General features: G+C 58.9%; 12 protein-coding genes. 10 read left to right on the top strand and 2 right to left on the bottom strand.

Annotation, left to right across the window (positions count from 1 at the left end):
• Positions 1 to 541 precede the first annotated feature (541 nt).
• Together PTZ19_RS16855 and PTZ19_RS16850 are read right to left on the bottom strand one after the other, a co-directional pair.
• Positions 542 to 1615, bottom strand: coding sequence for an RluA family pseudouridine synthase (locus tag PTZ19_RS16855; RefSeq protein ID WP_276356289.1), 1074 nt, complete (start codon positions 1613 to 1615; stop codon positions 542 to 544).
• 19 nt (positions 1616 to 1634) lie between these two features.
• A complete protein-coding gene (locus tag PTZ19_RS16850; protein WP_276356244.1) occupies positions 1635 to 3062 on the bottom strand; it encodes an S-layer homology domain-containing protein in 1428 nt (475 codons plus the stop codon).
• Positions 3063 to 3401: 339 nt separating this feature from the next.
• On the opposite strand from PTZ19_RS16850, the gene PTZ19_RS16845 reads away from it, so the two are divergent.
• The 10 genes from PTZ19_RS16845 (at position 3402) to PTZ19_RS16800 (ending at position 14762) form a co-directional block, all read left to right on the top strand.
• The gene (locus PTZ19_RS16845; RefSeq protein WP_276356243.1) at positions 3402 to 4127 is read left to right on the top strand and encodes a hypothetical protein; all 726 of its coding nucleotides are present in this window, start codon (positions 3402 to 3404) and stop codon (positions 4125 to 4127) included.
• Positions 4128 to 4182: 55 nt separating this feature from the next.
• Positions 4183 to 4596: a GntR family transcriptional regulator gene (locus PTZ19_RS16840; RefSeq protein ID WP_276356242.1), complete on the top strand. Its 414-nt coding sequence runs from the start codon at positions 4183 to 4185 to the stop codon at positions 4594 to 4596.
• Entirely contained in the window at positions 4589 to 5506 is a 918-nt protein-coding gene (locus PTZ19_RS16835) for an ABC transporter ATP-binding protein (RefSeq protein WP_276356241.1), read from the top strand. The genes PTZ19_RS16840 and PTZ19_RS16835 overlap by 8 nt, the downstream gene beginning before the upstream one ends.
• A 28-nt stretch (positions 5507 to 5534) precedes the next feature.
• A complete protein-coding gene (locus PTZ19_RS16830) occupies positions 5535 to 6437 on the top strand; it encodes an ABC transporter ATP-binding protein (protein ID WP_276356240.1) in 903 nt (300 codons plus the stop codon).
• Positions 6430 to 7704, top strand: coding sequence for an ABC transporter permease (locus tag PTZ19_RS16825; protein WP_276356239.1), 1275 nt, complete (start codon positions 6430 to 6432; stop codon positions 7702 to 7704). Before PTZ19_RS16830 ends, PTZ19_RS16825 begins: the two co-directional genes overlap by 8 nt.
• 304 nt (positions 7705 to 8008) lie before the next feature.
• Complete coding sequence (locus tag PTZ19_RS16820; protein ID WP_276356238.1) at positions 8009 to 9820, top strand: cache domain-containing sensor histidine kinase; 1812 nt, start codon at positions 8009 to 8011, stop codon at positions 9818 to 9820.
• Complete coding sequence (locus PTZ19_RS16815; protein ID WP_276356237.1) at positions 9817 to 11412, top strand: response regulator; 1596 nt, start codon at positions 9817 to 9819, stop codon at positions 11410 to 11412. Before PTZ19_RS16820 ends, PTZ19_RS16815 begins: the two co-directional genes overlap by 4 nt.
• A 205-nt stretch (positions 11413 to 11617) precedes the next feature.
• On the top strand, positions 11618 to 12940 hold the full coding sequence (locus tag PTZ19_RS16810) for an ABC transporter substrate-binding protein (RefSeq protein ID WP_276356236.1): 1323 nt from the start codon (positions 11618 to 11620) through the stop codon (positions 12938 to 12940).
• Positions 12941 to 13006: 66 nt separating this feature from the next.
• Positions 13007 to 13918 (top strand): carbohydrate ABC transporter permease, encoded by a 912-nt coding sequence (locus PTZ19_RS16805; protein WP_276356235.1) that lies wholly within the window; start codon positions 13007 to 13009, stop codon positions 13916 to 13918.
• Positions 13919 to 13931: 13 nt separating this feature from the next.
• Entirely contained in the window at positions 13932 to 14762 is an 831-nt protein-coding gene (locus tag PTZ19_RS16800; protein WP_276356234.1) for a carbohydrate ABC transporter permease, read from the top strand.
• Positions 14763 to 14792: the final 30 nt, after the last annotated feature.

Raw genomic sequence — 14792 nt, 5'->3', positions numbered from 1 at the left:
AGCCTGAGTATTGCGTCAAGAAATAAGCGGTTGAACAGAAGCTCCCTTCCGTTCAACCGCTTTTTTCTTGACCTATGAGAATCTAAAACTTTTCGGGGTTGCTGCGTCCCTTTCTTAGAGCGACCAGACGCCGGCTGCCCCATTCGCTGAGGCGGTAAGGCTAACGGACATAGCGTACGTTATGGGGGGGGGATCTTCGGCAAATCGCATTTTAACGGACACAGTTGCGCTTATTGGGTGAAAAGCCCCACGTATAACCGTAACGGGTAACGGATAAGGGCCGCGGTGTCCGTTACGTTTTGAAAATGAGGGGATTTGATCCAATAGCGGCTTCAGTGTCCGTTAGAATCAGAACCCGTGGCGGGGGAGGATGGGCAACAGCTGATTAAGCCTGCCGAGCAAGCTTATCCCCCGCCCCTCTGGACGAACGGGGATTGAAGATGTTCGTGGAAAAGTTGCTGAAGAGTGACTTCATTGGCACGAAACACTAGGACCGTCTGGTACGAATTTCTCCCTGGCGGTTTTTCTTATCCCCGTGCGTCTACGCTTCCTCTTTGAACACGCTCAGGAACGTCTTCGGGATGTCCGCCTTGAACCGCATTTCCCGTCCCGTCGAAGGGTGCAGGAACGCCAGCACGCTGGCGTGCAAGCCCAGGCGGCCGATCGGCTTCGTTTTCGCGCCGTATTTCTTGTCTCCAGCGATCGGATGCCCGAAGTCCTGCATATGGACGCGGATCTGGTTTTTGCGGCCGGTCTCGAGTCGCACCTCCAGCAGCGAATAGCGGCGGTTCGACCGCAGCAGCTTGTAATGCGTGATCGCATGCTGCCCGTCGTTCGGCCGGGGGCTGGAGTACATTTTCATCGCGGCGTTCTCCTTGAGCCAGGACTCGATCCGGCCTTCCGGCTCGCGGACCTGTCCTTCCACCAAAGCGACGTAGACTCGCTCCAGGACGACGTCCTTCCAGGCGTCCTGCATCTTCTTCTGGACTTGCTCGCTCTTCGCGAACATCATGACGCCGGACGTATCGCGGTCGAGCCGGTGCAGAATGAAAACGCGCTGCCGGGCATCCTGTTTCTTCACGTAGTCCATGAGCTGGCGGTAGGCGGTCAGCTCTTTTTCCTGTTCGGTCGCGATCGACAGCAGCCCCGCCTCCTTGCGGATGACGATGAGATCGTCGTCCTCGTGGAGAATCGAAAGTCCGACGAAACGGACCTCCTCCGGAGGCCGTCCCTTGCGGATTTCGACCGCGTCGCCCGGCCGGAGCGGGTGGTTGTAGGCGGTGACGGTCCGGCCTCCGATCGAGATTTGTCCGCGGGACAGCATCGCTTTGACGGCGTTGCGTCCTTGATTCGGATGCGCCTGAAGCAGGAAGGCCAGCAATTCTCCCGGCTCCCGGACCGTGAGGGTGCGGGAGGTCGGGCCGCCCGGGCGAAGCTGCGGATGGGTGGAGGATGCCGCCTTGCGGGCTCGCGGTGTGTTCGCGGGTGCCGCCTTGCGGGCTTGCGGCGGGCTTGCGGGTGCCTCCTTGCGGGCTCGCGGTGTGTTCGCGGAAGCCGCTTTGCGGGTTCGGCCGGGGGCCGTCCCGGTTTTGCGGCCGGTTGGTTCTCTCATGATGGGAAACTTCCTCTCGTCTTTAAGGGGTAACGGACGCCGAGGCCAGCTTGTACCCCGCGTCCAGCGCGTTCTTGATGAATTGGACGGCCTCGGCGCGCGTCAACGTGTCGGCGCCCCGGTAACCGTCGACCGTCGCGGCGGTTTTGCCCTTCGAATAGCCGTTGTCCAGCATGTACCGGATCGCCTCGTCGCCGGTGAGCGGCTGTCCGGCTCCGGATGCGTACAGCTCCGCGACCGCTTCGCGGTCGATGGGCGCGGACCGGGCGTCGGCGTCATCGAAGCCTTGCAGCGCGAAGCCGCGCTCGGCCGCGAAGGCGTAATATGCGTCCGACCAAGGTATGGTCGGAGCGGGATTCGCGCCCGCCGCCGCCGCGAACATTTTCAGGAACTCCGCTTCCGTGACGGTGCCGGAAGGCTTGAAGGTCCCGTCCGGATAGCCGGAGGCGATGCCCCGTTCCGCCGCCCAGTCGATCGTCTGGCGCGCCCAATGCGCCGCGGTGTCGGAGAACTTCGCGGCCGCCTGCGCCGGAGCGGGATTCTTGGCGCTGACGAACTCGACCTTATATGTGATCGTCGCCGCATCCCCGTCGTTCCGCTTCAATCCGTCGATCCGCACTCGGTACACATCGCCTGCCTTGTAGGCACCGACGTTCGCCGGCCGGAAAATGATCGCGGGACCGGTGCCGTATCCGCTCGTTTCGACGCCCAAATAATTTCCGCTCTCCGTCACCCGGCTTAACCCCGAGCCCAGCCGCCAGGTCTTTCCGTCCCGCAGCCTCTGCAGCGTCACTTTGACGGCGGAGCGCGAAGGAAGATCGTACTCGTCCGGGTTCACGCTGACGGACCAAGCCGTCGTCGGCTTCATGACCTCGATCGGGAACGCTCCCCGTGCCGGATAAGGGATATAGTGGTAGTCTACGTTCTCCTTACGGCTATCGTCGAACACCTGGAGGGCCGTATAGCTGAAACCGTTCGTTCCTTTCGCCAGCCCCATGCCGGTCAGTTTCAGAGGAGGATTCAGAATCCAGCGCCGATGGCCGAGCCGGTCCAGGTTGTCCGTATCGGAATCTTCCATGTAGGCTTCGACGGAAGCGAACAAGATATGATTATCATATCCATAGGAAGCGTAAATATTGGCGGTGGAAGTGGATGCCAAGCCGATGTCGTAAAAGTCCGGGTCCATGTCGTCGGGGCGTTCCTGCTCGTGCTCGAACACGCCTTTGGACGCAAGCAGCACGGCGCCGTAAGCTGCTTTCACGTTCAGTTCGTCCGCGGCGGCGACGTCCGCGGGCAAACCGCTGATCCACCGGTAGAAGTTGACCGCGTTCAATCCGTCCCGGATATAATCGGCCTTCAGCTTTCCGGCTTTGTAGGGAGCCGTAACCGAAGGCGCCGTGAGGAACGGGCGCTCGATATCGGCTTTCGGATTCATGTTCTTCCGCCACATGTCGGCAATCTCCTGCGCGGTACGGACCGGAAGTCCGGTATCCGTATCCGGATCGGTGGACGAAGCCGCGCCGGCGGGTCGGGACACGCTCGTGAGGAGCGCGAGCAACAGCATAAGCGCAAGTAGGGTACGTCCGGCCGTCGTTCTGCGAATCTCAGCTCACGCCTTTCTATGGGTATTCGAATCTCTCATCTCTATTGTCTTCGATTCGATAGGTTCGGTCTATGCTTTTGAGAACATTTGACAATGAAAATTTGCTTAGGTATAGTGTGTATATAGATATACACACATTAACAATCGTGGGCGTGGCCCATTGCAGGCCGGAAGGAGTCGAGGCGTATGCGCGGATGGAGTGCGGCGTGGCGGATGGCCCAGATCGGATGGAAAAGGGAATGGCCCGGCATGCTGTTCACGTTTCTGTTCGCCGTATACTGCGGGTGGATCGGCGGGTTTACGCTGGGCGAGATTCTCCGATACGAAGATACGATTCGGTCCACGTACATGATCACCGATTGGTTCTACCTGTTGGTCCTTCCGGTGCTCGGTCAACTGATGAACTGCACGGTGTTCGCCATCAGCCGGGGCGATATCCATACGAAGAAGATCGCGCATTGGCGGACGATGCCGATCCCGCTGGAGACGATCGCCGGGACGCGTCTGCTGAACGCCGTGCTGCTCACGGCGGTAAACGGCCTTGTCTTCCTGGGGCTTCAATACGCGGTTTCTCCCGCCATCCGGGAACAGCTGCCCCTGGCCGGGTGGCTGTGCGCCGGCCTGGTCTGGATCGGTTACGCGCTGGCGGTCAACGCGGTGTTGATTTGGTTCGAGCTGGGCTGCAGCGGCAAGGTGTACGTGCGTTTCTACTGGGCGTTCGTCGGCTGCTGCCTGCTGCTCTCGGGCGTGCTGACGCTATCCGGCGTCCATTTGGTCAGGGCCGTGATCCGCGAGATGCAGGCAGGGCACTACATCTGGCTTGTGATCAGCCCGGTTGCGGCCGCGGCTGCCCTGTACGCGGGCTATCGGTTGACCTTGCGCCGGATGCGCGGGCGCAGCTTCGCCCTTTAAAGAATCTTTAGGCTTCGGCGGCCCTGGCATGCTGTACCCTAAAGGAGGTGATTCCGTGCAGCTGCCGATCAAAGTAGACGAACAACGTCCGGAGCCGATGTACCATCAGATCGAGTCGCAGCTTCGCGGACTCATCCTCGGCGGTCAACTGGCGGAAGGAACGCCGCTTCCTTCCATCCGGGAGCTGGCGATGTCCCTCAAGTGCAGCTCCATTACGATTCGCAGAGTCTATCAGGATTTGGAAAGCGAAGGATATATCCGAACCCGGCAGGGATCCGGCACGTTCGTGGCCCGTACGGGCGGCGACGACCGGCGGCAGCATCGTCTGCGCCGGGCGGCGGAGGAATTGGAACGCGCGGTGGACGCCGCGTTCCAGCTGGGATGTTCGGAAGAGGAAATCGAAGAGCTCTTCCGGAAGGCGGTCCGAAACCGCGTCCCGGAACCGAAGGGGGGGATCCAAGATGAATGATTTCGAACGGCCCGCCATCCGGATGGAAGGCTTGACGGCCGGGACGGGGGACTTCCGCCTCGGCCCGCTCGACGTGTCGATCCCGAGGGGGACGGTGACGGCCGTCGTCGGTTCGAACGGTTCGGGCAAAAGCACGCTGTTTCGCGCGCTGCTCGGGCTCGAGCCTCTGACGGGCGGCGCCTTGCAGGTGCTGGACTCGGCCGTCGGACCGTCCGGCGACGAGCGCTATAAAGCCCGGATCGGCTTCGTTGCGGAAAACCCCCACGCCTACGAGAATTCGGTTACCGTCCGGGAGAAGGCGGAGTTCGCCTCGATGTGGTATCCGGGTTGGAGCTGGGAGAGGTACCGCCGGCTGATGGAACGCTTCGACATCCGGGACCAGGTCAAGCTTTCTAAGCTGTCCAAGGGACTGCGCCGGAAAGCCGAACTGGCGGTTTCCATGGTTCACGATCCGGAGCTGCTGATCCTGGACGAACCGACTTCGGGGCTGGACCCCGTGATCTGGAAGGTTTGGCTCGAGGAAATGCAGGCATACATGGACAGCGGGGACAGAACGGTGCTGATCGCCACCCACGTCACCGAGGAAGTGAAGCGTCTGGCCGATTACGTTCTCATTCTTCACCGGGGAAAATGTCTCGGATTTTACGAGAAAGACCGGCTGTTCGAGGAATGGCGCACGGTGCTGGCCGAACCCGTGGACGGGCGGCCGGACACCGGCACGCTGAGGCGCGCGGACGGCTGCAGCCGGATCGAGGAGCTGGAGAACGGCCTCTATCGGATCGATTGGAGCGGATCCGGGGCGGCGGAGCAAGAAGCGGCCATGCGCGCCTGCGGCTTGCGGCCGCTGGACAGCCGGCGCCTGGAACTGGAAGAAATCTTAAGCCGTTTCATACAAGAGGAGAAGGTTTGAATTCGTCAGATAGAGGAGGAAGGTCGCGTTGAATCCGCTTAAAGTCGAGAGCGTGGTCAAGCAATACGGGGAGAAGACGGCCGTGAACCGGCTCAGCTTCGAGGTGGCCGAAGGGGAAATCTACGGCTTGCTCGGCGCCAACGGAGCCGGCAAAACGACCACCATGCGCATGGTGCTCGGCCTTATTCTCCCGGACGAAGGGGACATCCGGTATTTCGGCAACCCCTATAGCAAAGAGCAGCTCAGCATGCTGGGGTATTTGCCGGAGGAGAGAGGCATGTACCCGAAAATCAAGGTGAGCGACCAGATTCTCTACCTGGCCCAGCTTCGGGGCATGCCGCGCAAGAACGCGGAAGCGAATCTGCGCAGGTGGCTGGACAAATTCGAGGTGCCCGAGTACTACGACAAGAAAGTCGAGGAGCTGTCCAAGGGCAACCAGCAGAAAATCCAGTTCATCGCGGCCGTCATCCACGAGCCGAAGATCGTCATCATGGACGAGGCGTTCAGCGGACTCGATCCGGTCAACGTGGAGATGCTGAAGAAAACGGTCAAGGAGCTGCGCGACGGCGGCACGAGTTTCGTGTTCTCGACCCACCGCATGGAGCACGTGGAGGAGCTGTGCCGCAACATCACGATCATGCACAAGTCCAATCCCGTGCTGCAGGGAGCGATCCGGGACATCAAGAAGAAGTTTCCGCAGGAGCGGGTCCTGCTGTCGGCCGACGAGCCGATCCAGGGCCTCGAGTCCGTTCCCGGCGTGACGTCGGTCGTCCGGCACGAACACGGCTGGGAGCTGAAAGTCCGGGAGCCGGAGGCGGCCCAAGCGGTGCTGCGCCACGCCCTCGCGCAAGGCCCCGTCCGCCGCTTCGAACTGATGGAGCCGACGCTGAACGAAATCTTCATTAAAACGGTAGGTGAGCGCCATGAATAAAGTGGGGACCGTCATCGCATTCACGATGCGCAACAAAGTGCGCAGCAAGTCGTTTCTGATCACGACGCTCGTGCTGGTCCTTCTGGTCGTCGTCGGCGGCAACGTGCCTTATTTGATCAATAAACTGGGCGGCGGGGACAAGGCGAGCGACGTCGGGTACGTCTCCGGCTCGAACCCGGAAATCGTGCAGCAGCTCCAGGCGCTGTACGCCCAGCAGGAGAAGCAGCAAGGCCATCCGGACGTCAACCTGCAAGTATCCGCGGACGAAGGGCAGCTCAAGCAAATGGTCGAGGACAAGACGCTGGACGGCTATATCACGCTCCAGGACAATCCGGCAACCGGATTTCCCGACGTGACCTACCATTCGAAAAACGCGCTCGGCTCCGGCACCTCCTCGTCGCTTCAAACCATGCTGCAGCAGGTGAAGACGAACCTGCTGGTCAAGGACGCCGGATTGTCGGAAGAGCAAATCCGCAGCCTGCTGACGCCGGTCGAGCTGAAAAACGAACAAGTCACGCTGGGCGACGGCTCCGGCAAAACCGCGGAGGAGCAAGGAACGGCCATCGGCTTGACCTACGTCGTCGTGATCCTGCTGTTCATGGGCGTCATGATCTCCGGCCAGTTGATCGCGACGGAGATTACGGCGGAGAAGAGCTCCCGCGTCATGGAGATCATCGTCACGAGCGTCTCGCCGCTTGCCCAAATGTTCGGCAAGGTCATCGGCACTTTCGTCATCGCGATCCTGCAAATCGCGGTGATCGTCGGGGCGCTCGTCGCCAACCTGAACCTGCCGCATAACGCCGAAGCGCTCCAAGGCTTCGGGATCCGACTGGATTCGATCGACCCGGCCATGATCGTGATCGCCGTCGTTTTCTTCCTGACCGGTTTCTTCCTCTATGCGATGCTGTTCGCCGCCGTCGGCTCCATCGTGAGCCGGACCGAGGACCTGGGCCAGGCGGTCATGCCGATCACGATGCTGACCTTGGTCGGTTTTTACGTGGCGATGTTCGGCCTTACGCATCCGGACAGCCCGCTGATCGTCGTCTGCTCGTACATCCCGTTCTTCTCGCCGTTCCTCATGGTGCTGCGGGTCGGACTTTCCGATCCCGCTTGGTGGGAGATCGCGCTTTCGATCGGAATCCTGCTCGCCTCTACCCTGCTGCTGGGCTGGCTCTCCGCCAAAATCTACCGCACGGGCGTGCTGATGTACGGCAAGCGTCCTTCCGTGAAAGAGCTCGTGAAGGCGATGAAGGCGTACAAGGTGTGAAGTCAAAAAAAGAACGTATCGAGTAAAGAAAGTGCAAGCCGAAGCTTCGGTCGAGCGTATCGCCGAACCTTCGGGCAAAAAAATCATGGAACCGGTAAAGAACGTTCATTTTGCGATCCGCCGTCAATCTATATAATCAGGGATAGGCAGACGCGAAACGAGAGGCTGATCCGGCAACCGCCCGACCGATAACCCTGGATGTCCAGGGTTATTTGGTTTTCTCCTTCCCGTGCCCGCCGGATGCCCGGTTCGATCGTTATGCTATGATAGAAACAGCACGGCAGCCGAATGCGGAGGGAATCCGGTGTTCCGATTTTTCCGGTTTATCAGCATTAAAACGAAGATGATGCTCTTCTATCTGCTGGTCATTCTGGTGCCGATTTCGGCGATGTTCGTGAATTCGTATTTTTCGTCTCAATTAATGATCGAGCGGAAATATACCGATTTGCTGTTCGACATTACCCGGCAGTCCAACATCCGCATCGAGGAATTTCTGGACGATACGCGGAGAATCTCGCTGATTTCCAGCTATGGCATCAACAGCTATTCCTCCGCGATTTCGCAGGAAAATTACCCCGTGCAAAACTACTTGCGCGAAAGCTCGAAAAGCAACGAAGACCAGGCGGCTCAGCTGCTGATGAACTATATCACGATGAAAGACCGGGCGTTCTCGATTTACGTCTACAACCTGAACGGCGGCAAAGACCTGTTCGTCAGCCCGAACAAACCGGTCGACTATACCTATAGTCCCCGCGAAGAGAAATGGTTCCGGGATTTTTTGATATCGGAAGAGATCACGAGGGACGAGCCGACCCGGTTAGATCAACAGACGAAAAAGGACGATAACTGGACGATTCACCACCTTCGCAAAATTTTCGACATGGAGAACGGCAAGCTGATCGGAATCATGGTGATCAGCATCGACATCGAATTCGTCAATAACCTCAACAAAAGCCTTCAGGCCAGCAGCCGTTCCGCGTACACCATCGTGGACTCCGGGGAGAACGTCATTTTCAACAGCGATTACGGACGCATCGGCGCTCCGTTCCGCGAGGGGTTTCCGTTGAATTCGGCGGTCGGCCAGACGGTCAAAGACCGGCAGGTGGTTACCGCCGGAGACGAGGATTACATCTTGATCCGGTCGCCGTTCGCGGCGCATCCGTGGACGGCTTATATGTATATGCCGATCGACGAGCTGGCCGTGGAGGAGAACATTCTCAAGCGCAATCTGTGGACGCTCGTGATCGTCTTGGTTTTTTTCGCGATGATCAGCTCGCTTTATCTTTCGAATCTCATCACGCGTCCGATCAAGCGGCTGATGAAAAACATGACGCTCGTGGAACAGGGGAAATTCGACAACTTGCCCGCCGTGCGGTCGAACGACGAAATCGGCCTGCTCGCGGCCCGTTTCGAGCAGATGTCCGGCGAGCTCAAGCAGCTCGTCGAGCGCATCTACCAGGAGCAGGAAGAGAAGGCGGAAGCGGAAATCCGGGCGCTTCAGGCGCAGATCAATCCCCATTTTCTGTACAATACGCTCCATTCTCTCAAGTGGATCGCTTCCATGCAGCGTTCCGACAAAATCGTCGAAATGACGGAGGCGCTGATTTCGATTTTGAGATACGCATCGAAGACCGAAAACGGCATCGTCCCGATCCGCGAGGAGTTGGAAAACATCCGCCATTACGTAACGATCCAGAAAGTCCGGTATTTTAACCGGATTTCGGTCCGTTACTCGGTCGACGAGGCGCTCCTGGACGATTCGATCCTTAAGCTGAGCGTGCAGCCGATCGTGGAAAACGCGATTTTCCATGGCATTGCCGACCTGGAAGAGGAAGGAAACATCGAGATCGGCGTCTCTGCGTTAGGCGGCAAGGACATCGAGATCACGGTGCGGGACAACGGCAAAGGAATGGACGCGGAGACGGCCGAGAGGCTGCGTGCCCAGCTGTACGGGGCGGTTCGCGGGGAAGGCGGGATCGGCGTCCGCAACGTGCATGACCGCATCCGGCGGGTGTTCGGAGAAGGGTACGGCGTTTCGTTCGCCAGCGAACCGGGGTTGGGGACGACGTTTACGATTACGATTCCGAGAAGACGGCAAGGAGGCGATGCGGCTTGATCCGCGTCATGATCGTGGACGACGAACTACTCATGCGCATCGGCTTGAAGTCGATGATCGATTGGGAAGCCCACGGCTTCCAAATCGCCGGCGAAGCCGCGAACGGCAAGGAGGCGCTGGAGCTGGCCGCCGGCCAGCCGCCGGATTTGGTCATTGCCGATATCAAGATGCCCGTCATGGACGGGCTGGAATTGATCCGGCAGTTGTCGAAATCGCATCGCGCCTGCCAATTCGTCATTCTCAGCTGCCTGGACGAGTTCCAATTCGCGCAGGAAGCGCTGCGGCTTGGAGCCGTGGATTACTTGATCAAAAGCGATATCAAGCAGCAAGACCTGCTGAACGTGCTGGAAGCCGTCCGGGCGAAAATCGAACAGGCTTCCCGGCGGGAGGACGGCTCCGTTTTCCGGGAGCGAATGAAAGAGAGCATCGGCTACTTGAAGGAATCGTTGTTCAAGGAACTGCTGAGCGGATTTCTCGACGAAGAGGAAATCGTCCGCCGGGGCGAAACGCTCGGGATCGGCCTGGCGCAGGGGCCGATGGCGCTGGCGAAGCTGAAGGTCGACCGGTTCGACGACATCAGGCGGAAATACGTCGAACCGGACGAGAAGCTGCTCCGGTATGCGGTCGTGAACATCATGGAAGAGGTTATCCCGCGCAAATGGCGCAAGGAAATCGTAACCCTGAACTCGGCGGAATATTTGCTCATCGCGAACCTGCCGGAACCGGATGGAGAACCGTTCCGGGAAACGTTGGACCGGCTGTTCGGGAAGATCGCGGCGGCGATGAAGGATTTTCTCAATATCACTTTCTCGATCGGCGTCAGCCGTACGGTGCCCGGATTCGCCGGGCTGAAGGCGGCTTGCCGGGAAGCCGACGCGGCCCTCCGGAACTTGTTTTTCGAAGCCGAAACCCGAATTTTCCATTACGAGGAGGAGGCGGGGAGGATCGAACGCGCGCTGGACCGGTACCCGTGGACCCGGGAGGAGGAGAGGGAGTTCCGGCACGCCGCGGAGTACGGCGGAGACGAGGCGGTTGCGTTGCTGGAACGTTTGAAGCACCGGCTTCGCCATGAAGGCTATACCGAACAAGCCGCCCGCAAAGCTTATTTCCGCGTCCTGTCGCTCGCCGCTTCTTGTTTCCCGAGCATTCCGGAATTCGGAGCCGACGGCCGGACGCCCTACGAACAGTTGTTGAAAGAAGAAAACCTGGAAGGACTGCATCGGCTCGCGCTGCTGTTTCTCGACGAGTGCCGGCGGCACAGCCGTTCGATCGAAGACCTGCCGAAAAGCTACGCCGAGCAAGCGAGCGCCATCCTCGAAGCGTTATACGCGGAGGACGTTTCCCTGCAGTCGGTGGCCGACCGGATCAATGTCAATCCGTCTTACCTCAGCCGGGTGTTCAAGCAGGAGACCGGGGAAAATTTCGTCAGCTACCTGACCCGCATTCGGATCGAAAAGGCGCGTCAAATGCTGAGGAACCGAAACGTCAAAGTGTACGAGGTCGCGAGCCGAGTGGGATATCCGAATACGGCTTATTTCACGAAAATCTTCAAAAAGACGACCGGGGTGACGCCCGAAGAATACCGGGGCTGACGGGGTTCGCCGGCCGGGGTAAAAAAAGAAAAAGGAAGGTAAAGGAAGTGCATCGTCCGCGATGCGCTTTTTTTCTTGCGGAAAACGAAAACCGTAAAGAAAGGAACGGTTCTCGTAAAGAACGTTGATTTCGCCTGGGATAGGGATTCGTTAACATAACGGGCAAGAGGTGATTCCGCCTCAATTCGAACCAGGGGGAATTTCGGTGAGGAAAAAAAGCTTGTCCCTGATTTTAACGCTAGGCCTGGCCATGGCGGCATTGACGGCCTGCGGCGGCAGCAAAGGCGCGGTATCGACGCCGCCGGCCGACGGGAAGACGTCTCCGACGGCGTCGGCGGCAGCGCCGGCAAGCTCGCCCGCGGCGGGCGGCGAACAAGTCGCGCTCCGGTTCGCGATTTGGGACTCGAACCAGGAGAAAGGCTTGCGCAAGATGGCCGACGAGTTCGAAGCGGCCAACCCGAACATCAAGATCAACATCGAAGTGACGGGCTGGTCCGATTACTGGACGATGCTCGAAGCCGGCGCGACCGGCGGATCGCTGCCGGACGTGTTCTGGATGCATTCGAACGAAATTTACCGCTACGCCTCCAACGGCATGCTGCTGGATTTGACGGACAGAATCAAGGCCAGCCAGAAGGCGAGCCTGGACAACTTCCCGGAAGGACTCAACCAAATTTACAACTTCCAAGGCAAGCAGTTCGCGATTCCGAAAGACTTCGATACGATCGGCTTGTGGTATAACAAGACGCTGTTCGACAAAGCGGGACTGAAATATCCGGACGAAACGTGGACCTGGGACGACCTGCACAACGCGGCGAAAACGCTGACGAAAGACGGCGTGTACGGCTTCCTCGCCCCGCTGCACAACCAGGAAGGCTACTACAACTTCGTTTACCAAAACGGCGGCACGATCATCACCCCCGACAAGAAATCGGGGTACGACGATCCGAAAACGGTCGAAGCGTTGAAATATTACGTCGGTTTCGTGCGCGAAGGCTTGTCCCCGGAAGTGTACGGCGACGCCGAACGCGCCGACCTGATCAAGAACGGCAAGGTCGCCATGGGACTGTTCGGCTCCTGGAACCTGTCCGGCTTTACCGAGAACGAATACATGGCCCAAAACTTCGATGTCGCCGTGCTTCCGAAAAAAGAAAAGCAAGCTTCCATCTATAACGGACTCGGAAACGCCATCGCCCACAACACGAAACACCCGGAAGAAGCTTGGAAATTCGTCGAATACCTCAGCTCCAAGGAAGGCCAGGAAAGGCAGGCGCAGCTCGGCGTCGCGATCTCGGCGTACAAAGGCGCGGCCGACCTGTGGGTCAGCTCCAACCAGACGTTCCACGTCAAGGCGTTCGTCGACATGGTGGGCTACGGCGTAATCCGCCCGTACTCCAACACGACCGCCGTCTGGGAAGACAAAGCTTACGAGGCGTTGAAACCGGCGTTCTCGGGACAATCCTCCGTCGAAGACGCGGCCAAGAACGCCGCGAAAATCATGAACGAGAGCCTTGCGGAAGAGAAATAAACTTCGCGAATCGTCGATTGCGGCAACCTTCACCCGGTTGCCGCAATTTGATAGGAGAGGAAGAAGATGAGCAAGGAGCACGGAAGAGCATTTCGCAGCCAGACGCTTAGCGAATGGTTGTGGGGCTGGTTCCTGATCGCGCCTACGATCGTCGGCCTGATCGTGCTGAACATCGTACCGATCGGCCAAACCGCGTATTTGAGCCTGTTCAAAAGCGGGGATTTCGGCAAAGGCAACGTATACGTCGGATTCGACAACTACCGGAAAATGGCGCACGACCCGCAGGTTTGGCACGCGCTTGGAAACACGCTGTTGTACGCCCTGCTGGTCGTTCCGCTCAGCATCGCGTTCGCGATGCTCGTCGCCGTCCTGCTGAACGGCAAGACGAGAGGGAAGTCGCTTTACCGCACGGTCTATTTCATTCCCATGGTCGCGGCGCCGGCGGCGGTCACCATGGTGTGGAAATGGCTGTACAACGAACATTTCGGCTTGTTGAATTACGGGCTGTCCCGGCTCGGGATGTCCGCGGTCGACTGGACGACCGATCCGAACGTCGCGATGTTCTCGATCGCGGTCATCGGCATCTGGAGCGTCGTCGGCTACAATATGGTGCTCCTGCTGGCGGGACTGCAGGAAATCCCAAGGGATTTCTATGAAGCTTCCGACATCGACGGAGCCGGCAAGCTCCAGCGGTTCTTCGTCATCACGCTGCCGCTCGTGTCGCCGACGCTGTTCTTCGTCGTCGTGACCTCGATGATTCAGGCCATGCAAGTATTCGACGTCATCTACATGATGATCGAAGTGACGAATCCGGCCTATGACCATACGGTATCCCTGGTGTACCTGTTCTACAACAACGCTTTCAAATACTTCAACAAAGGCTACGGCTCGGCGATCGTCATGCTTCTTCTCGTCCTCATCCTGATCGTGACGGCCATTCAAATGAAGGTGCAGAAAAAATGGGTCCAATACTTGTAGGAGGCACGATCCGATGACGGCGTCTCACCGATTTTCCCGAATCCTTGTCCAAGCGATCTTGCTGGCGGGCGGTTTCGCGATGGTTCTGCCTTTTCTCTGGATGGCGCTGACTTCGTTCAAAACCGCGACGGAATCGACCTCTATGAACCCGTTCGTCATTTTCCCTTCCGACTGGAAATGGGAGAACTATACGGAAGTGCTGCGGCAGTACGATTTCGTCCGTCTCTACTGGAATACCTTCGCCATGATGGCGCTGCGGATCGTCTGCTCTCTTCTGTTCAGCGCGATGGCCGCTTACGCCTTCGCCAGGCTGAAGTTTCCGGGAAGGAGCCTTTTTTTCGGGCTCGTCCTGTTCCAAATGATGGTGCCCACGCAAATCTTCATCATCCCGCAATATTTGATGGTCGATGCCCTCGGCATGCGGAACACGATTTTCGCGCTCGTGTTTCCGGGCCTCGTCAGCGCCTTCGGCACGTTCCTGCTCCGGCAATTTTTCATGGGCTTGCCCAAGGAGCTGGAAGAGGCGGCCAAGCTGGACGGCTGCAGCATCGGGCAGACGTTCGTCCGGGTCATGCTCCCGCTGGTCCGTTCCGGCCTCGTCGCCTTGGGCATTTTCACCGCGCTGTTCGCCTTCAAGGATTTGATGTGGCCGATGATCGTCAACACGAGCGCGGACGCCGCCACGCTGTCGTCCGCGCTGGCCAAAATCCAAAGCGCCTATTCCGTCCATTACCCGCAGCTCATGGCGGCCGCCGTGCTGGCCATCTGGCCGATGCTGCTCGTGTACGTCATTTTCCAGAAGCAATTCATCGAAGGCATCGCGACGTCCGGCGGCAAACTGTAACCCGCCTATCGGCAGACTATCGATTGGCGG

It is taken from the genome of Cohnella caldifontis (assembly GCF_029360585.1).
Lineage (GTDB): Bacteria > Bacillota > Bacilli > Paenibacillales > Paenibacillaceae > Cohnella > Cohnella caldifontis.
The sequence above is the reverse complement of the archived record's forward strand: the minus strand, read 5'-3'. Positions and strand labels throughout refer to the sequence as shown.

Excerpts from the sequence above, each read along its gene's own strand:
- PTZ19_RS16800 (WP_276356234.1), top strand. The coding sequence starts at position 13,932 with ATGACGGCGTCTCACCGATTTTCCCGAATCCTTGTCCAAGCGATCTTG.
- PTZ19_RS16850 (WP_276356244.1), bottom strand. The coding sequence starts at position 3,062 with ATGTGGCGGAAGAACATGAATCCGAAAGCCGATATCGAGCGCCCGTTC.
- PTZ19_RS16845 (WP_276356243.1), top strand. The coding sequence starts at position 3,402 with ATGCGCGGATGGAGTGCGGCGTGGCGGATGGCCCAGATCGGATGGAAA.
- PTZ19_RS16805 (WP_276356235.1), top strand. The coding sequence starts at position 13,007 with ATGAGCAAGGAGCACGGAAGAGCATTTCGCAGCCAGACGCTTAGCGAA.
- PTZ19_RS16825 (WP_276356239.1), top strand. The coding sequence starts at position 6,430 with ATGAATAAAGTGGGGACCGTCATCGCATTCACGATGCGCAACAAAGTG.
- PTZ19_RS16835 (WP_276356241.1), top strand. The coding sequence starts at position 4,589 with ATGAATGATTTCGAACGGCCCGCCATCCGGATGGAAGGCTTGACGGCC.